Annotated in this window: 18 protein-coding genes; 5 read left to right on the top strand and 13 right to left on the bottom strand. The window is 66.7% G+C overall.

Annotated elements, in window-relative coordinates; genetic code table 11:
* Window positions 1-2: 2 nt before the first annotated feature.
* The 13 genes from DDT93_RS16130 to DDT93_RS16070 form a co-directional block, all read right to left on the bottom strand.
* Window positions 3-887 carry a crotonase/enoyl-CoA hydratase family protein gene (locus tag DDT93_RS16130; RefSeq protein WP_109466901.1) on the bottom strand — a complete coding sequence of 295 codons (885 nt, stop codon included), beginning with the start codon at window positions 885-887 and terminating at the stop codon, window positions 3-5.
* Window positions 877-2,154: an acyl-CoA dehydrogenase family protein gene (locus tag DDT93_RS16125; RefSeq protein WP_109466900.1), complete on the bottom strand. Its 1,278-nt coding sequence runs from the start codon at window positions 2,152-2,154 to the stop codon at window positions 877-879. The genes DDT93_RS16130 and DDT93_RS16125 overlap by 11 nt, the downstream gene beginning before the upstream one ends.
* A complete protein-coding gene (locus DDT93_RS16120; RefSeq protein ID WP_109466899.1) occupies window positions 2,154-3,176 on the bottom strand; it encodes a phosphotransferase family protein in 1,023 nt (340 codons plus the stop codon). The genes DDT93_RS16125 and DDT93_RS16120 overlap by 1 nt, the downstream gene beginning before the upstream one ends.
* Window positions 3,176-3,919, bottom strand: coding sequence for a FadR/GntR family transcriptional regulator (locus DDT93_RS16115; protein ID WP_109466898.1), 744 nt, complete (start codon window positions 3,917-3,919; stop codon window positions 3,176-3,178). The genes DDT93_RS16120 and DDT93_RS16115 overlap by 1 nt, the downstream gene beginning before the upstream one ends.
* A gap of 380 nt (window positions 3,920-4,299) precedes the next feature.
* The gene (locus tag DDT93_RS16110; RefSeq protein WP_109466897.1) at window positions 4,300-4,827 is read right to left on the bottom strand and encodes a 2,4'-dihydroxyacetophenone dioxygenase family protein; all 528 of its coding nucleotides are present in this window, start codon (window positions 4,825-4,827) and stop codon (window positions 4,300-4,302) included.
* 18 nt (window positions 4,828-4,845) lie between these two features.
* On the bottom strand, window positions 4,846-5,550 hold the full coding sequence (locus DDT93_RS16105) for an SDR family NAD(P)-dependent oxidoreductase (RefSeq protein ID WP_109466896.1): 705 nt from the start codon (window positions 5,548-5,550) through the stop codon (window positions 4,846-4,848).
* Window positions 5,551-6,465 (bottom strand): sugar kinase, encoded by a 915-nt coding sequence (locus DDT93_RS16100; RefSeq protein ID WP_109466895.1) that lies wholly within the window; start codon window positions 6,463-6,465, stop codon window positions 5,551-5,553. It lies immediately after the preceding gene.
* 52 nt (window positions 6,466-6,517) lie between these two features.
* Window positions 6,518-7,714, bottom strand: a complete 1,197-nt coding sequence (locus DDT93_RS16095; protein WP_109466894.1) for an SMP-30/gluconolactonase/LRE family protein — start codon at window positions 7,712-7,714, stop codon at window positions 6,518-6,520.
* 71 nt (window positions 7,715-7,785) lie between these two features.
* Entirely contained in the window at window positions 7,786-8,436 is a 651-nt protein-coding gene (locus tag DDT93_RS16090; RefSeq protein WP_109466893.1) for an RraA family protein, read from the bottom strand.
* A gap of 43 nt (window positions 8,437-8,479) precedes the next feature.
* A complete protein-coding gene (locus tag DDT93_RS16085; RefSeq protein WP_109467206.1) occupies window positions 8,480-9,442 on the bottom strand; it encodes a C-terminal binding protein in 963 nt (320 codons plus the stop codon).
* 24 nt (window positions 9,443-9,466) lie between these two features.
* Window positions 9,467-10,483, bottom strand: coding sequence for a DctP family TRAP transporter solute-binding subunit (locus tag DDT93_RS16080; RefSeq protein ID WP_232825477.1), 1,017 nt, complete (start codon window positions 10,481-10,483; stop codon window positions 9,467-9,469).
* A gap of 19 nt (window positions 10,484-10,502) precedes the next feature.
* A complete protein-coding gene (locus DDT93_RS16075; RefSeq protein ID WP_109466891.1) occupies window positions 10,503-11,789 on the bottom strand; it encodes a TRAP transporter large permease in 1,287 nt (428 codons plus the stop codon).
* Window positions 11,790-11,791: 2 nt separating this feature from the next.
* A complete protein-coding gene (locus tag DDT93_RS16070; protein ID WP_109466890.1) occupies window positions 11,792-12,295 on the bottom strand; it encodes a TRAP transporter small permease in 504 nt (167 codons plus the stop codon).
* 124 nt (window positions 12,296-12,419) lie between these two features.
* Here DDT93_RS16070 and DDT93_RS16065 point away from each other — a divergent pair, with 124 nt between their 5' ends.
* The 5 genes from DDT93_RS16065 (at window position 12,420) to DDT93_RS16045 (ending at window position 16,496) form a co-directional block, all read left to right on the top strand.
* Window positions 12,420-13,076 (top strand): GntR family transcriptional regulator, encoded by a 657-nt coding sequence (locus tag DDT93_RS16065; RefSeq protein ID WP_109466889.1) that lies wholly within the window; start codon window positions 12,420-12,422, stop codon window positions 13,074-13,076.
* Between the two features lie 136 nt (window positions 13,077-13,212).
* A complete protein-coding gene (locus DDT93_RS16060) occupies window positions 13,213-13,935 on the top strand; it encodes an ABC transporter permease (RefSeq protein ID WP_109466888.1) in 723 nt (240 codons plus the stop codon).
* Window positions 13,928-14,698 carry an ATP-binding cassette domain-containing protein gene (locus DDT93_RS16055; RefSeq protein ID WP_198654873.1) on the top strand — a complete coding sequence of 257 codons (771 nt, stop codon included), beginning with the start codon at window positions 13,928-13,930 and terminating at the stop codon, window positions 14,696-14,698. The genes DDT93_RS16060 and DDT93_RS16055 overlap by 8 nt, the downstream gene beginning before the upstream one ends.
* A gap of 45 nt (window positions 14,699-14,743) precedes the next feature.
* Window positions 14,744-15,565 carry a substrate-binding domain-containing protein gene (locus DDT93_RS16050; protein ID WP_109466887.1) on the top strand — a complete coding sequence of 274 codons (822 nt, stop codon included), beginning with the start codon at window positions 14,744-14,746 and terminating at the stop codon, window positions 15,563-15,565.
* A 46-nt stretch (window positions 15,566-15,611) separates the two neighbouring features.
* Window positions 15,612-16,496, top strand: coding sequence for a helix-turn-helix transcriptional regulator (locus tag DDT93_RS16045; protein ID WP_109466886.1), 885 nt, complete (start codon window positions 15,612-15,614; stop codon window positions 16,494-16,496).

Below are 16,496 nucleotides of genomic sequence, written 5' to 3'. Positions count from 1 at the left end.
GGTCAGGCCCATTGCGGTTCCTCCCACCACGGGAAGAAGCCCGGCATGTCGCTGCCAACCCGGTCGGGGAACTGGGCGTCGCGCTTTTCAAGGAAGCTCGCGACGCCCTCGGCGGCATCTCCCGAGGCGCTGCGGGCGGCGATGGCCCGGCTCTCGATCTGGTGGGCGGCCATCGGGTGGTCTGCGCCCAGCATCCGCCACATCATCTGGCGCGTGATCGCGACCGAGACCGGGGCGGTGGGGGCCGAGACCTGCTCGGCCAGCGCACGGGCGGCGGGCAGCAGGTCGTCGGGGGCGTGGGTCGAGCGCACCAGCCGGGCGGCGTGAGCCTCGTCGGCGTCGAAGACGCGGCCCGACATGGTCCATTCCAGTGCCTGCGAGATGCCGACGATGCGGGGCAGGAACCATGACGAGCAGGCCTCGGGCACGATGCCGCGGCGGGCGAAGACAAAGCCGAAGCGGGCCTTGTCGGAGGCGAGGCGGAAATCCATCGCCAGCTGCATCGTGGCGCCGACGCCGACGGCCGGACCGTTGACTGCGGCGATCACCGGCTTGAGGCAGCGGAAGATGCGGAGCGTCAGCAGCCCGCCGATGTCGCGGTTCGCCGGGTCGGACCAGACCGCTGGGTCGGTCGAGGCGGGATCGACCTTGGCGGAGGTGAAGGCATCCTCATCGTCGAGGTCGACCCCGGCGCAGAAGGCGCGGCCCGCGCCGGTGACGATGACGGCACGCACGGCGTCATCGCTGTCGGCCACGTCGAAGGCGGCGATCAGCTCGCGCGCCATGAGGGCGGAAAAGGTGTTCAGCCGCTCTGGCCGGTTCATCGTGATGGTCAGGATCCCGCCGTCGAGATCGGTGGCGATGGTCTGGTAGCTGTCACCCGGCATGGCGTTTTCCCCCTGCCGTGTGCGGCGGAACGAAGTGGGCAAGGTTGCGGCCCATCTCGGCCTTGGCGCGCTTGAGTTCGTCGCGCGCGATGACCTTCAGATGCACCTCGTCGGGGCCGTCGAGGAAGCGCATGGCGCGGCCCCAGGTCCAGAGGTAGCTGAGCGGTGTGTCGGGCGTGATGCCCGCAGCGCCGAAGACCTGCATGGCGCGGTCGACCACGGTGGTCTGCAAACGGGCGGCCATCACCTTGATCGCCGAGACGTCGATGCGGGCCGCCTTGGCGCCGCCCTTGTCCATCTTCCACGCGGTCTGAAGCATCAGCAGGCGCGCGGCGTCGATTTCGATCCGCGACTGCGCGATCCAGTCCTGGATGTTGGCGTTGTCGGCCAGGGCCTTGCCGAAGGTCCGCCGTTCGAGGGCGCGTTCGCACATCAGTTCAAGCGCCAGTTCGCACTGGCCGATGGTGCGCATGCAATGGTGGATGCGGCCGGGCCCGAGGCGGGCCTGCGCCAGCATGAAGCCGTCGCCTTCCTCGCCGAGCATGGCAGTGGCCGGGACGCGGACATCGCGCAGCACGATCTCGCAGTGACCCTCGGGCGCGTGGTGATGCATGATGGGGACGTCGCGGACGATTTCGAAACCGGGGCTGTCCATCGGCACGAGGATGAAGGAGTGCTTGCGGTGGGGGTCGGCATCGGGCGCGTCATCGGAGACACCGAAGACGATGGCGAGTTGGGCGTTCGGGTGCTTGGCCCCGGTCGAGAACCACTTGCGCCCGTTGATCACGTATTCATCGCCCTCGCGCCGGATGGTGGTGGCGAGGTTGGTCAGGTCGGACGAGGCGGCGTCGGGTTCGGTCAGGCCGACGATCGAGCGGACCTCGCCCCGCAGCATCGGTTCCAGCCAGCGCTTCTTCTGTTCGGGGGTGCCGAAGCGCTTGAGGATTTCCATGTTGCCGGTGTCGGGCGCGTTGCAGTTGAACACCTCGGGGCTCCAGGGCACGCGGCCCATCATCTCGGCCAGCGGCGCGTATTCGAGGTTGGTCAGGCGGGTGCCGGGTTCGTCCTCTTCCAGCTCGGGGGTGAAGAGGTTCCACAGACCGGCCTGGAACGCCTTGGCCTTGAGCGGCTCGATGACCTCCAGCGGGTAGATCCCCTCGGCGGCCAGCTCGTGAAAGCGGCGGTTGGCCGGCATGACCTCGTCGGCCATGAAGCTGCGCAGGCGGTCGAGCATCTGGAGGGTGAGCGGGGAGTAATCGAAATCCATCAGGAGGTCCTTGCGGGAGTGAGGGTCTTGTCGGAGGCCAGCACCTGTGCGGCCAGTCGGGCGAATTCGGGGGCCAGCGCGCCGATGGCCATGGCGTCGTGATGTGCGGCCTGACCGGAGAGGGCGCGGGCGGTGATGCCTTCGAGGATCACCGACATGCGGAAGAGGGCGAAGGCGCGGTGAAAGGGGCGCAGCTCGGCCGCGCATCCACCGGCGGCCCGGTAGTGGTCGAGCAGTTCGGCATCGGAGGGCAGCCCCAGCGCGGCAAGGTCGAGCCCGGCGAGCCCGCCCATCTGGTCGGGGCGGAAGGCGTGGAACATCAGCCAGTGTGCGAGGTCGGAGAGCGGATCGCCCAGCGTCGACAGCTCCCAGTCGAGCACGCCCGCGATGCGTGCGGGGGCGAGCCCGAGCATCAGGTTGCCGATGCGGTAGTCGCCGTGAACGATGGTCGTCGGGCTTTCGGGCGGGAGGTTGTCCGCGAACCATGCGGCCAGTTCATCGACCAGCGGATCGGGGCGGGTGCGGGTCGCCTCCCACTGGCGCGACCAGCGGCGGGCCTGCCGTTCGTAGTAGCCGCCGGGGCGGCCGTAGTCGGACAGGCCGACGGCGGCCCAGTCGACCCGGTGCAGCCGGGCGAGGACGGCGGCTGCGTCGCGGTAGATCGCGCGCCGGTCTTCCGGGGCGACCCCGGGCAGGGCGCTGTCCTCGGTCACGTCGCCGTGGAGGCGTTCCATGAGGTAGAAGGGGGTCCCGATCACGGCGGGGTCTTCCTCCATCATCACCATCGCGGGGATCGGTAGGCCGCTTGACGCGAGAGCGGACAGCACGCGGTATTCGCGGTCGATGGCATGAGCGCTGGCCGCGGTCTCGCCGCCGGGTTTCTTGCGCAGCACCATCTCGCGCCCGCCGCAGGTGACGAACCACGTGGGGTTCGACTGGCCGCTTGCCACCGGCGCAAGCGTCACCGGTCCGCCAAGGGCCTTGGTCAGCCTGTCCGGATCGAAGTCGGGTGCGATCGTCATCAGAAGACCTTGCTGGCGTTGATCATGGGGGTCTGGTCGGCCAGCCCGGCGAGGTTCACTCCGCGCCAGAAATCTTCGATGTGGCGCAGGGCCCAGTCGCGCGCGGTCTCGGCGTCGCGGGCCTTGATCGCCTCGACCACGCGGCCGTGCGCCTCGATCTGGCGGTCGAAGCACTGCGGCACGCGTGGCGCGACCTGATGAAAGCCGTTGTAGAGCAGCAGGGCGATGGGTTCGCGGGCGAGGCTGAGAACGCGGTTCTTGCCCATGTCGGCGATCATCGTGTGGTATTTGGTGTCGAGTTCGATGGTCTCGCCGATGTTCTTGCGGGCCTGGACCAGTTGCTGGTGCAGCGCGTCGAGTTCGGCGATCTCTTCGTCGGTGCCGCATTCGACGGCGAGGGTGGCGGCCAGCGGTTCGGTCTGGCGCGCGACCTGCCAGAGTTCGCGGAAGCTGACGTTCATGAGGGTCATGGCGCGCCCGGCGCGCGAGGCCAGTTTGTCGATCTGGGGCAGTGTCACCTCGAGCGTGCGGGGGGTCGGGCGGAACACCAGCCCGTCGCGTTCAAGCTGCCGCAGGCCCTCGCGCACGGTCGAGCGGGTGACCCCGAAGAGTTCGGCCAGTTCCACCTCGCCGGGCAGGCGCTCTCCTGTCTTGAGGGTGCCGTCGAGGATCTGGCTTTCGATCTCTTCGGCGACCTGTTGATAGGCGTAGCTGATCTTGAGAGGGCGTGCGCGCAGGGTCATCGTGCGGTCTCTTCCGTGGCTTTGCTGGTCATTGCGGGTATGCCGGATTGGCGGCGTGGTCGGTGTTGCTGTCGGTGTTCAGGCGGAACGAGGCGCAGGAATATCGTTCCGACGCAGGGAGTTGGGCCCGCATCGGTCAACGGTCCGCGCACCGCGACTGGGTCGCGGCGGGGGCCGGTCCTTGATCTTGCTGCTGTAGCTATTGCCCGGGGGCGATCAGAGGCGTGTCACCTCTTTCCCGGACGGAGCACTGGTTCGCCCACGCAATCGAATCCCTCCCTTGATCTCAAATGCGATGCGTTAGTGTCGGACATTCCGGCATTAACGCATCTGCGTCAAGGGTCAATTGGTGAGGACATTACCGTCCGGGGCAGGGTCGTTCAGCGAACGAACTGGTCCACGTAATCGGCGCCAAGGCCGACCTTTTCGTAGTGCGCGCGGCACATGTCGATCTTGGTGAAGACGTCTTCGTAACTCATCGTCTTGCCGTAGGGATCGACGTAGAGCATCACGCCGTTGACCTGGAACATGGTGATCATCTCGTCGACGTCGTCGGGCACGACGAGCGTATGTGTCTCGCCCGGGGCTTCGAAGACATAGCCGCCTTCCTCGGCGACCCAGTCGTGTTCGAGGTAGTGCCAGCGGCCCCGGAGCACGAGGCCGTGTACCGCCTGCGGGTGGCGGTGGCGCGAGAGGACGCCGGATTTGCGCACGCGCAGAAGGTTCATCCAGTAGCCCTGGCTGCGGTTGAGGCAGAGCGGGCGGAAGGCCACGTTCTCGGCCTGCGGGACCCAGACCCTCTCGTCATCGGGAATGGCCTTGGGGATCACGATCTCCTGCAGCGCGTCCTGCGGGAAGGGAAGCTGGTAGGGGGTGCGGGCGTCGGTATCGGTGTCTTCGAGTGGCATGTCGGCTCCTTCGGGGGGTTACATTGCAGCGTAGCCGCCATCGACAGGATAGACGCTGCCGGTGACGAACGAGGCCTGGTCGGAGAGTAGCCAGGCGGCCAGGGCTCCGACCTCGGAGGGCTGGCCCCAGCGGTTCAGGGGCGTGCGCCCGAGGATCGGGGCGTTGCGCGCAGGGTCGGAGCGCAGTGCTTCGGTCATCTCGGTGGCGATCCAGCCCGGTGCCATCGCGTTGACACGGATCCCGTCTGCCGCCCATTTGCCCGAGAGCGCCTTGGTCAGCTGCGCGACGCCACCCTTGGAGGCCGAGTAGGCGGGGACCAGCGGGCCGCCGAAGTAGCTGAGCATCGAGGCCGTGTTGACGATGGCGCCGCCCTGTCTGGCGAGGAGCGGGTGGGCGGCGAGGCAGCAGCGCATGGTGCCGGTCAGGTTGATGTCGATCACCTTTTCGAAGGTCTCGATGTCATACTCGCCGCCGCGCACGAGGATGCCGGCGCAATTGACCAGACCGTCGAGCTGTTCGATTCCGGCGAAGAAGGTGCGCACCTGCGCCGTGTCGGTCACGTCGAGGACGGCGGTGCGCGCCTCGGGTGTCTGCGCGGCGAAGGTCCCGACCTCCTCCGCCGAGACGCCGGTGGCGGTGACGGCCCAGCCCGCGTCGAGCAGGGTGGAGGCGACACCGGCGCCGATGCCCCGGGTGCCGCCGATAATGACTGCGTGTTTCATTCAGGTCTCCGAGAGGAATTTCAGCACCGCCTCGCGGCGGGGCATCGGGGCGACGGCGCCATACCCCTGCGTCGACAGGGCGGCGGCGGCATTGGCATAGGCGGCGGCGTCGAAGGGGGTGTCGCCTGCCACGATGCGGGCAAGGAAGGCGCCGTCGAAGGTGTCGCCCGCAGCGGTGGCGTCCACCGCCTTGACCTGACGGCCGACGATGCGGCGGCGTTCGTCGGGGGTGGCGACCAGCGTGCCTTCGGCCCCGAGGGTCAGGGCGACGACCCCGGCGCCGAGGCCGAGGTAGAAATCGGCAATCGCATCCGGATCGTCGAGGCCGGTCAGCTGGCGGGCGTCGTCGAGCCCGGGCAGGGCGATGTCGCAGCGGGTCATGGCCGAATGGATGACGGCGCGGGCGCGGGCGAGGGACCAGAGCTTGAGCCGCAGGTTGGTATCGTAGGAGACCTTGCCGCCAGCGGCTCGGACGATGTCGATGGCCTCGAAGGCCGCGTCGGCGGCACTGTCCGAAATGGCCTGGCTGATGCCCGAGACATGCAGGATCTTCGCCGACTTCAGTGCCGCGACCGGCAGGTCGGCGGGCCCCATGCGCGAACTGGCGGAGCCGGCCCTGAAGTAGCTGAACTGGTGCCCGTCGGGGCCGTGGGTCACAAAGTAGACGCCGGTGTGCGCATCGGGCCGCTGCCGGATGCCGGAGGTGTCGACGCCCTCCTCGGCCCAGAGCTGCATGAAGCTGTCGCCGAAGGTGTCCGCGCCGACATGGGTGATATAGCCGACCCGCGCGCCCTGTCGGGCGGCGGCGATGGCGCAGTTCGAGGTGTCGCCGCCATGTCCGGGCAGGTAGCTGCCGTCGGGCTGCTGGTTGAACTCCAGCATCGGTTCCCCGAGGCAGAGGATATCAGGTGTCATATCGCCTTCTCTTGGTTTGGCCGCGCCCCGGAGAGCGCGGCCGGTGGTCGGTTCATTCCGCGGTGTAGGACTGTCCCACGCCGGGGATTTTCCAGATCCGGAAGTTGGGGATCGCGGGGTCTTCGAAGTTCATGTCGCCATCGACCCAGACGTGGAGATGGTTGGAGACCACATAGAGCGCGCCCTCCGGACCCCAGGCCAGCGTGTCAGGCCAGTTCATCTCGGGGTGGTGGACGAAGCGCGAGAGCTGCCCGGTCTTGCCGTCGAGCTTCATCAGGCCGTCGAGCGAGAGGGCGGTCAGGTAGACGTTGCCCTCGCTGTCGGCGGTCATCCCGTCGGTGTTGGAGGGCAGCGACGTCACCACGTCGACCGCGTTTTCGAGCACCGTCTCGCTGACCTCGAAGTCGCGCAGCAGGTCGGTGTCGAGGCTGTAGAGCGTGTTGCCGGTCAGGTTGGTCCAGTAGAGCGTGTCCTTGTCGGCGCTGAGCGCGATCCCGTCGGCGCCGGTCAGCATCCCGCCTCCCTTGAGCACGGTGCGGTCGTCGATGTTGAAGAAGAAGTTCGGTTCGTTGTTGGTGAACTTGGACTGATCGAGGATGCGGCGCGCGGTGCCGGTGTTGCTGTCGTAGACGATCAGCCCGCCGTGCAGCGGATTGCAGAAGATGCCGCTGTCGGTGATGTAGCCGAAGCCGGTGTCGTTATCGACGGCCACGTCGTTGAGGAAGGAACAGGCCGGGTCGGCCTCTTCGGCGCTGAAGTCGTAGCGCTGGACTTCCTTGTTCGCCTTGATATCCCAGAGCACCAGTTTGGCGTCGCCCGGCTGGTTCGGGGCGCCCGCGACATGGCCCTGATCGAGGATCCACATCACGTCGTTGCGGTCGATCTCGAAGCCGAGAACCGCCTTGAGACCGGCGGCATTGCCGATCGCGTTCATCTCTTCCGAGGGATAGGCCTCGAGCTCCCATGTCTCGCCGTTCTTGACGAGTTTCGACAGGGTCGAGGGGATCTCCGGCCCGCCCCAGCGGGCGGTCGAGACGTAGATGTTGCCCGCGCTGTCGACCTTGGCCCCCTGCATCAGGGCCTTGCCGAAGATGGCGCTTTGCTCCCATGCGGTCCGGGTGGCCTCATCCTTGACGGCATAGGGCAGGCTGTTCCACTCTGCCACCACTTCGGGCTGATGGTCTTGCGCCCAAACCGGGGATGTCAGAGCCACGGTAAGGGCCAATGTTGTGACGTTTCGTTTCAGCATTCGTTCCTCCCTTGCTGAGCTTTGACGGCCTGTGGGCTGTTGCAGCAGCCTGCAGGCCACCAGTCACCGGGCTAGATGCGCCCGTATTTCTCCAGACCTTTCTTGAGCGATCCGGATTCGATGATGAGGCGGGCCTGTTCGGCCTCGCGCGCGTCGATTTCGCGCGCCATCTCGAGGACGGCCTCGGCATGTGCAATCGGCACCACGACGCAGCCGTCGATGTCGCCCACGATCAGGTCGCCGGGGTGGACGATGACGCCGCCCATGTCGACTTCGACATTGGCCGCCAGCGTCTTGGCGCGCCCGAGGGTGGTGCCGGGGCAGACGGTGCGGGAATAGACCGGGAAATCGTAGTCACGGCGGATCTCGACGATGTCGCGCACGCCGCCGTCGAGCACGGCGGCCTCGTGCTTGTTCGCCACGGCACCTGCGGTCATCAGCCCGCCCCAGACGGCTACATCCACGCTGCCATTGGTCGAGATCACGATGACCGAACCCGGCTCCGAGGCGTCGATGATGTCGAGCGCATGCTGGGGCGGCAGGAATTCGTCGGTCGGCCCTTCGAGTACGGTGACGGCGGGGCCGACGATCTTGGTCTCGTTGATCCGGGGGCGAATCTCGTGGTTCAGCAGGCCGGATTTGCCGGCGATCTTGTCGACCGCGTCCGCGACCGAGGCGGTGGCTGTCCCACGGAACCCTTCGATCAGCTCTTGCAGTGTCATGTCGTTCGTCCTTTCGTTTCGTTGTTGATCGGGGTGCGCCGCCTCACCAGCGGTTCACCCAGTTTCTTGGCGGCTCGCCCTGCAGGACCCGCGCGATCTCTTCCGCGGCGTTGCGCTGCAACACGGCGACGGACCGTTCGGAGTACCAGGCGGTGTGATCTGAGAGCACCGTGTTCGGGGCGGAGAGCAGGGGGTTGTCGGGGGCGACGGGTTCGGTCTCGAAGACGTCGATCCCGGCGCCGAAGATGAGGCCCCGGTGCAGGGCGTCGGCCAGCGCCGCCTCGTCGGCGAGACCGCCGCGCGAGACGTTCACGACGATGGCGGTCGGCTTCATCCGGGCCAGCCGTTCGGCGTTCAGGATGTGATGGGTCTGGGGTGTCAGCGGCGCATGGAGGCTGATGACATCGGCCTGCGGGAAGAGGTCGTCGAGCGCGACCTTGGTTACATCGGCGCTGCGGGCGGCCTCCTCGTCGAGGAAGGGGTCGTAGACGATGGTGCGCGCAAAGCCGATGGCGCGGAACTTGGCAGCGGTTGCGAGGCCGATGCGGCCGCAGCCGATCAGCCCGAGAGTCGCGTTCACGCGGCTGGGGACAGGGGCGCGCTGGCCGATGCCCCAGTCGCCCCTACGCACCTCGGCATCGCGCGAGACGATGCGACGCTGGACCGAGAGATAGAGCGCCAGCGCGTGTTCACTGACCTCGTTCTCGGCGCCGTAGTCGGGCACGTTGGCCACGTAGACCCCGCGGCGCGCCGCGAGGTCCCTGTTGATGTTGTCGACGCCCACGCCGTAGCGGACGATGACCTTGAGGTTCGGGCAGGCGTCCAGTTCGGCCTGCCCGACCTCGGTTTCCCTGACCAGCAGCGCCACCGGATCGAGCGCCTTCAGGGCCGGGACCGCGTTGCTTTGCTCGCCTATCGGAACGATCTCGGCGTCAAACCCGGCCAGCACCGAGCGCTCGGTCTGGTAATCGGCGTAACCCGGTTCGAGAATGGCGATGGTCTGCATCTTCACAACGCGATCCCGCATGGTTCAGAACTGGTCGCGATAGGCCTGGACGGCGGCGTCCAGCTTGTTGGGCCAGTCCTCGCCGATCTCACTCACGATGTATTCGCGCACGGCGGGCTGAGACTTCTCGCGGAACATTTCCTTCTGCTCGGGCGAGACCGGGACGACCTCCATGCCCTTTTCGCTGAGGATGGTGGCCGCGTTGGCATCCTGCGCGGCGGTCATGCCGCGGTGGATGGTGATGGCGATCTGGACGCACTGGTTGACGGCGGTCTTCTCGACATCGGTGAGGCCTTGATAGAAGTCCTCGTTCATCAGGTAGGCGTGCCAGCTGAACACGTGCCCGTCGAGCGAGACGTACTTCTGGTTCTGGTAGAGCGAAGCGTTGACGATGTTGGTCACGCCGTTCTCCTGCCCGTCGACGACGCCCTGCTGCAGGGCGCCGGGCAGTTCCGGCCAGGGCACCGGGGTGGCCGAGGCGCCGAGGCTTTCGACCAGCGTGATCCAGACCGGTGCGGTCATCACGCGCATCTTGAGCCCTTCCATGTCGGCGGGCTCGGCAACGGGGCGGATGTTGTTGGTGAAGTTGCGCACGCCGTTGTCGGCAACGCCGAACATGCGGATGCCGGTCTGGGCCAGCATGTCCTCGGCCATCTCCTTGCCGAAGTCGCTGTCCATCACCGACCACGCCATCGCCTGGTCATCGAAGAGGTAGGGAAGCGCGAGGACAGAGAAGGGTTTGTAGACCGAGGAGATGGGGCCATCGTGGATTGCCGCCATCTGCACGGTGCCAAGCTGGAGGCCCTCCATGATCTCGGCGTCGCCGCCAAGTTGCGAGGCGGGGTAAATCTGGACGTCGATCGACCCGGCGGTCTTGCCCTCGACGCAGCTCTCGAACGCCAGCGCCGCCGCGTGCTTGGGAGAGCTGAGGTCGGCGGACTGGAAATGGGCATACTTCAGATCCTTGGCGACCGCCGCCTGCGCGGAGATGGCCAGAGCCGCGGTTGCCGTCGCGGTCAGTAGCTTTGACATGGTTTTCATGAGGTTCCTCCCTTTCATGTCAGTTTGAAAACCCGAGCCAGGTCGGGACGAATGTGCTGATCCCGGGCACCAGGATGACCAGAAGCAGCACGATGAGTTCGGCGAAGAGAAGCGGCAGGACGGCGCGGGACAGTCCTTCGAGCCGGAGCTGGCCCACGGTGGCGATGACGAAGAGCACAGGGCCGACCGGAGGCGTGATCATCCCGATGGTAAGGTTCAGCACCAGCATCATGCCGAATTGCAGCGGGTCGACTCCGGCGCTGTAGGCGATGGGGCCGAGGACGGGGGTCAGGATGATCAGCGCGGGCAGCGTGTCGATGAAGAAGCCGCAGACCAGCGCAAAGCCCGCGAGGATGAAGAGAATGCCAAGGCGGCTGTCGGTGATGGCCGCGATCTGCGCCGCGAGGGACTGCGGGATCTGGAGGTAGGTCAGCAGCCAGGCAAAGATCGAGGCCATTGCGATGATCAGGAAGACCGAGGAGGTGACCACGGCTGCGCGCGAGAAGGCACCGAAGAGCGACTGGAGCGTGAAGGCGCGCCGCACGACGCCAAGCAGCAGGGCATAGGCCGAGGCCACCGCGCCCGCCTCGGTCGGGGTGAAGATGCCGAAGACGATGCCGCCAAGGATGATGGCGGGCATCACGATGGCGGGCAGTGCCGCGAGCGTGGTTTCGGCCAGTTCCGAGCGTGAGGCCCGCTGGTCGCGGCCGCGATAGTCGTTGCGGACCGACACGATGTGGTTCGCCACCGCGAGCGAGAGGCCCAGCAGCAGGCCCGGCACGATGCCGGCAAGGAACAGGCCCGCCACCGTCACGCCGCTGGTGGAGATCGCGAAGATGACCGCGAGGATCGAGGGCGGGATGATCGGGCCAATGGTCGCCGTGGCGGCCGAGAGCGCCCCGGCGTAGTTCTTCTCGTACCCGGCCTCGCGCATCATGCGCATGACGATGGCCGAGGGGCCTGCCGCGTCGGCGAGGGCCGAGCCGCTGATGCCCGCGAAGAGCATGGAGACCAGAACGTTCACGTGACCGAGGCCGCCGCGCAGGTGCCCGACGAGGGCATTGGCGAAACGCAGCAGCGCGCGGGTCAGCCCGCAGGCGTTCATCAACTCGGAGGCGAGGATGAAGAAGGGCACCGCCATCAGCGGAAAGCTGTCGATCCCGGCGAACATGCGCTGGGTCGCCACCAGCGGGTTCAGCCCGCCGTGCAGGAAGATCGCCGAGATGCCGGCAACGCCCATGGTGAAGGCCACCGGCAGGCCGAGCAACATGGTGGCGAAGAAGAGGATGATGAGGGTCTTGGCCATTGTTACGCGTCCGACCCTGCCTCGCCACCGCCGGCGAATTCGAAGTCTTCCGTCACGAAGCGGCGCGCGAAGAACAGGAGATGGACAAGGAACAGGGCACAGCCGATCGGGATGGCCATATAGGGAATGCCGCGCGGGATGCCGGTGGACATGGTCTCCTTGTTCCAGCCGAACTGGACAAATTTGATCCCGAGCCAGAGCATGGTGGCCATGAAGGCGAACATGATCAGCAGGGTCAGGATGCGCAGCCCGAGGGCGAGAGGCGGGGGCAGCATAGTCTGGAGGGCAGTGATCGCCACAAGGCGGCCCTCGCGCAGGGCGAGCCCTGCCCCGGCGAAGGCGCCGAGTATCATCAGGTGGCGTGCCGACTCTTCGACCCAGGCGAAGGAATGGCCAAAGCCGTAGCGGCCCACCACGTTCATGAAGACGATGAAGAAGACTATGGCCAGGACGAGGGCGACGAACCAGCGGTTCGCGGCCACGAAGGCGGATTCCAGTCGTTCCAAGCGTTCCTCCCCGATACGCTTAAGAGCATTTTCACGCAGCCTGACATACTGTATGCCAGTTTGTCAACGGCAGTACATTGTATGCCAGTTCCTCATGGTCTAAGATCTGGCGAAGGAGGCCGCGATGAAGAACTTTGAGCGTCCCAAGTCATTGACGGAACTGGTTTCCGAAACCCTGCGGGACTGGATCATCTCGGGCGACCTGGAACTGGGCAGCCAGCTTTCAGAGGCCCGAATCGCCTCGGAAATGCAGGTGAGCCGCACCCCGGTCCGGGAGGCGATCAACCGTCTCGAGATGGAGGGCCTGCTGATCGTGGAGCCGCAGCGCGGCAGCTTCGTCTTCTCGCTGGAGCCGACCGAACTTGCCAAGCTCTGCGATGCGCGGCTGTGCCTCGAGTCGGCAGCGATGATCGCGGCGATCCGGCACGATCCCGACCGGCTGGCGCAGCAGCTTGGGGAATGCGTGGACAAGATGACGGCTGCCCGCGCGGCGGATGATGTTCCGGCCTATCTCCAGCTCGATTCCCGGTTCCACCAGATCCTTCTGGACGAGTCCGACAACCGGTTTCTGAACGACGCCTACCAGACCATCGCGCAGAAGATGTCGGCGCTGCGCAACCGGCTGGGTCGGCATCCTGACCACATGGCCAAGTCCTACCGGGAACACATCGAGATGCGCGATGCCGTCGCGGCCCGCGATACCGACAAGGCGCTTGCGATCCTGCGCGATCATATCGGGCAGAACGAAGGCTCGTACTGGAAGATGGCGACCAGTCGCTGATTTCCGGGCTCTGCCCTCACCTCCACTGGTTATTCGATGACCCGCGCCTCGCCGGAGCGGGCGAGATGGCGCTTGCATCAATGGCCATTGGATGCATAGTCGAAATAGCGCAAAATTTCCGGCGGGAGGGTAAATTTTGCAGAGTATTGGGGAGGCTTTCCGGCTGGCATTTACCCTGGTGGTGACCGGGGAGGCCGATCTGTACGAGATCGTGGCCCTGTCGCTGCAGGTCAGCCTGAGTGCCACCTTGCTCGCCTGTCTTGTCGGTCTGCCGATCGGTGCGCTGGTCGCGGTCAGCCGGTTCCGGGGACGGGGCCTTGTGCTGGTGGTGATGAACGCGCTCATGGGGTTGCCGCCGGTCGTCGTTGGCCTGCTGGTCTATCTCTACTTGTCCCGTTCCGGGCCGCTCGGATTTCTCGGCCTGCTCTATACCCCGGGCGCCATGATCCTTGCGCAGACCATCCTGATCGTTCCCATCGTTGCGGCCCTGTCGCGGCAGGTGCTGGAAGATCTTCATGCCGAGTATGCCGAGCAGTTCCGCTCGCTGTGCCTGAGCCGCTGGCAGAGCGTCACGACATTGCTCTGGGACGGGCGCTACGCGCTGCTGACCGTCGGGCTCGCGGGGTTCGGCCGGGCGGTCGCCGAGGTGGGCGCGGTCATCATCGTTGGCGGCAACATCGACCACGCGACCCGGGTGATGACCACGGCCATCGCGCTGGAGACCTCGAAGGGCGACCTGCCGCTGGCGCTGGCGCTGGGGATCGTCCTGCTGGTGCTGGCGCTGGGGGTGAATGCGGGGGTTCAGTCCCTTCGCATGAGCGCCGCGCGGCATGCGATGGTGGGGGCAAGCCATGTCTGATCTTCAGATGACCGATGTCGTTCCGCTGGTTCCGCGTGCGCGGACCGGGGTGGGACATGTCGCGCCGCTGCTGCCGCTGGAGGTCAGTGGACTGCGCCTCGACGTGGGGGGTGCGGCCCTGCTGGACGGGGTCGATCTGACGCTGGCGCCGGGCGGCTGCACCGTCATCATGGGGCCAAACGGGGCGGGCAAGAGCATCCTGCTGAAGCTGCTGCACGGGCTGCTGGCCCCGAGTTCGGGCAGCGTGAGCTGGAACGCCCTGCCGGCGACGCAGGCGACAGCGCGGCAGGCGCTGGTGTTCCAGAAGCCGGTGCTGCTGCGCCGGTCGGTTGCCGCGAACATGGATTTCGTCCTCAAGGCGCGCGGGGCCGACCGGGGACGGCGCGATGCGCTGCTGGAGGATGTCGGGCTGGCCCACAAGGCGCGCCAGCCCGCGCGCTTGCTCTCGGGGGGCGAGGCGCAAAGGCTAGCGCTGGCGCGTGCGCTGGCGACCGATCCCGAGGTTCTGTTCCTCGACGAACCCACCGCGAGCCTCGATCCCGCCTCGGTTCTGGTGATCGAGCGGATCGTGGGCGAGGCCTGTGCCCGGGGCACACGGATCGTCTTTGTCACTCATGACATCGGGCAGGCGCGGCGCATCGCCGACGAGGTGGTGTTTCTCCACCGCGGGCGGGTGGCCGAGCACAGCCGCGCCACCGACTTCTTTCCCGAGCCCCGTTCGCAGGCGGCGCGGGACTATCTGGCGGGCAAGATCATCGTCTGATCGCGCTCGCGACCACGCAAGACAGCAAGGCACAAAGGAATTCTCATGACCATTGTCAGACTCATCGCGACCACCGCGCTCTCGCTCTGCCTCGCCGGGGCGGTTGCCGCGGAAGATACGTCGATCATCGTGCAGTCCACGACCTCGACGGCGAACTCGGGGCTCTACGATTACCTGCTGCCGATCTACAGCGGCGAGAGCGGGATCACGGTCAAGGTGGTTGCCGTGGGCACTGGGCAGGCGATCAAGAACGCCGAGAACTGCGACGGCGACCTGCTGCTGGTCCACGCCAAGGCATCGGAAGAGAAGTTCGTGGAAGCGGGGTTCGGCACCAAGCGGACCGACCTGATGTATAATGACTTTGTCATCGTGGGCCCCGAGAACGACCCGGCGGGCGTGGCGGGCAGCAGCGACGCAAAGGCCGCACTGACCAAGATCGCCGAGACCGGTGCGCTCTTCGCCTCGCGCGGGGATGACTCGGGTACGCACAAGAAGGAAGTCGCACTGTGGAAGGCGGCGGGCGTCGATCCCAGCTCCGCCTCGGGGGATTGGTATCGCGAAACCGGGTCGGGCATGGGCGCGACGCTGAACGCGGGGATCGGGATGGGGGCCTACGTGCTGACCGACCGGGCGACCTGGATCAGCTTTCAGAACAAGCAGGACTACAAGATCGAGGTCGAGGGCGACGAGACCCTGTTCAACCAGTATGGCGTGATCCCGGTGAACCCGGAGAAGTGCCCCTCGGTCAAGATCGACGCGGCGCAGAACTTTGCCGACTGGCTGCTCTCGTCCGAGGGACAGGAGGCCATCGCGGCCTACAAGGTGGACGGACAGCAGCTGTTCTTCCCCAACGCGCCGAAGGAGTGATAGGCTCCGGGGGGCGGCGCTGTGCCGCCCCCTGACTCAAGAGCCCATGACCGACCAGCAGATCCCGCCCCACGAGTACCTGACCGTCAAGGAACTGGCCGATCTGCTGCGCCTGAAGGAGCGCAAGGTCTATGATCTTGCCGCCTCGGGCGAGGTGCCCTGTTCGCGGGCGACGGGCAAGTTGCTGTTCCCGGCGGCGGGTATTCGAGCGTGGATCGAGGGCGCGCAGAGCGGCGCGGCACGACCATCGGTCCCGCGGCCGGGCGTGTTCCTTGGCAGTCACGATCCCCTGCTCGACTGGGCGATCCGCCAGTCACGGTGCGGGCTGGCCACCTTCTTTGACGGCTCGCTGGACGGGCTGGTGCGCTTTGTTTCAGGCGACGGCGTGGCGACGGGTCTGCACGTGCGCGACAGCGTCGGCAGCTGGAACCTCGCGGCCGTGCGCGAGGCCGCAGCCGGGCAGGACGCGGTCCTGATCCGCTTTGCCGCGCGGCGGCGGGGGCTGGTGCTGCGGCCGGACGGACCCGCACCGCAGGGGCTGGCCGAGCTTGCCGGATTGCGGCTGGCGCCACGGCAGGAGAGTTCCGGCACCGCCGGGCTGTTGCGCGACCTTGCCGCGGAGGCCGGGCTGGACCTTGGCCGGGTGAGCGAGACGCCGATGGAGCGGACCGAGGACGACGCAGTGCAGAGCGTCAGGCGGGGCGAGGCGGACGTGACCTTCGGGCTCGAATCTGTCGCTTTGGCCTACGGGCTGCCGTTCGTGCCGGTCATCGAGGAGCGGTTCGACCTGCTGATCGACCGCCGGGCCTACTTTGAACCGACGATGCAGGGGCTGATGGCCTTTTGCCGGTCCAATGCGTTCAGCCAGCGGGCGAAGAGCCTTGGCGGGTATGACGTGAGGGGGCTGGGCGAGGTGGTCTGGAACGCCTGA

The organism is Albibacillus kandeliae (assembly GCF_003116585.1).
Lineage (GTDB): Bacteria > Pseudomonadota > Alphaproteobacteria > Rhodobacterales > Rhodobacteraceae > Albibacillus > Albibacillus kandeliae.
The sequence above is the reverse complement of the archived record's forward strand: the minus strand, read 5'-3'. Positions and strand labels throughout refer to the sequence as shown.

Excerpts from the sequence above, each read along its gene's own strand:
- DDT93_RS16100 (WP_109466895.1), bottom strand. The coding sequence starts at position 6,465 with ATGACACCTGATATCCTCTGCCTCGGGGAACCGATGCTGGAGTTCAAC.
- DDT93_RS16110 (WP_109466897.1), bottom strand. The coding sequence starts at position 4,827 with ATGCCACTCGAAGACACCGATACCGACGCCCGCACCCCCTACCAGCTT.
- DDT93_RS16085 (WP_109467206.1), bottom strand. The coding sequence starts at position 9,442 with ATGCAGACCATCGCCATTCTCGAACCGGGTTACGCCGATTACCAGACC.
- DDT93_RS16105 (WP_109466896.1), bottom strand. The coding sequence starts at position 5,550 with ATGAAACACGCAGTCATTATCGGCGGCACCCGGGGCATCGGCGCCGGT.
- DDT93_RS16065 (WP_109466889.1), top strand. The coding sequence starts at position 12,420 with ATGAAGAACTTTGAGCGTCCCAAGTCATTGACGGAACTGGTTTCCGAA.
- DDT93_RS16050 (WP_109466887.1), top strand. The coding sequence starts at position 14,744 with ATGACCATTGTCAGACTCATCGCGACCACCGCGCTCTCGCTCTGCCTC.
- DDT93_RS16130 (WP_109466901.1), bottom strand. The coding sequence starts at position 887 with ATGCCGGGTGACAGCTACCAGACCATCGCCACCGATCTCGACGGCGGG.
- DDT93_RS16115 (WP_109466898.1), bottom strand. The coding sequence starts at position 3,919 with ATGACCCTGCGCGCACGCCCTCTCAAGATCAGCTACGCCTATCAACAG.
- DDT93_RS16125 (WP_109466900.1), bottom strand. The coding sequence starts at position 2,154 with ATGGATTTCGATTACTCCCCGCTCACCCTCCAGATGCTCGACCGCCTG.
- DDT93_RS16090 (WP_109466893.1), bottom strand. The coding sequence starts at position 8,436 with ATGACACTGCAAGAGCTGATCGAAGGGTTCCGTGGGACAGCCACCGCC.
- DDT93_RS16045 (WP_109466886.1), top strand. The coding sequence starts at position 15,612 with ATGACCGACCAGCAGATCCCGCCCCACGAGTACCTGACCGTCAAGGAA.
- DDT93_RS16120 (WP_109466899.1), bottom strand. The coding sequence starts at position 3,176 with ATGACGATCGCACCCGACTTCGATCCGGACAGGCTGACCAAGGCCCTT.
- DDT93_RS16095 (WP_109466894.1), bottom strand. The coding sequence starts at position 7,714 with ATGCTGAAACGAAACGTCACAACATTGGCCCTTACCGTGGCTCTGACA.
- DDT93_RS16055 (WP_198654873.1), top strand. The coding sequence starts at position 13,928 with ATGTCTGATCTTCAGATGACCGATGTCGTTCCGCTGGTTCCGCGTGCG.
- DDT93_RS16075 (WP_109466891.1), bottom strand. The coding sequence starts at position 11,789 with ATGGCCAAGACCCTCATCATCCTCTTCTTCGCCACCATGTTGCTCGGC.
- DDT93_RS16080 (WP_232825477.1), bottom strand. The coding sequence starts at position 10,483 with ATGAAAACCATGTCAAAGCTACTGACCGCGACGGCAACCGCGGCTCTG.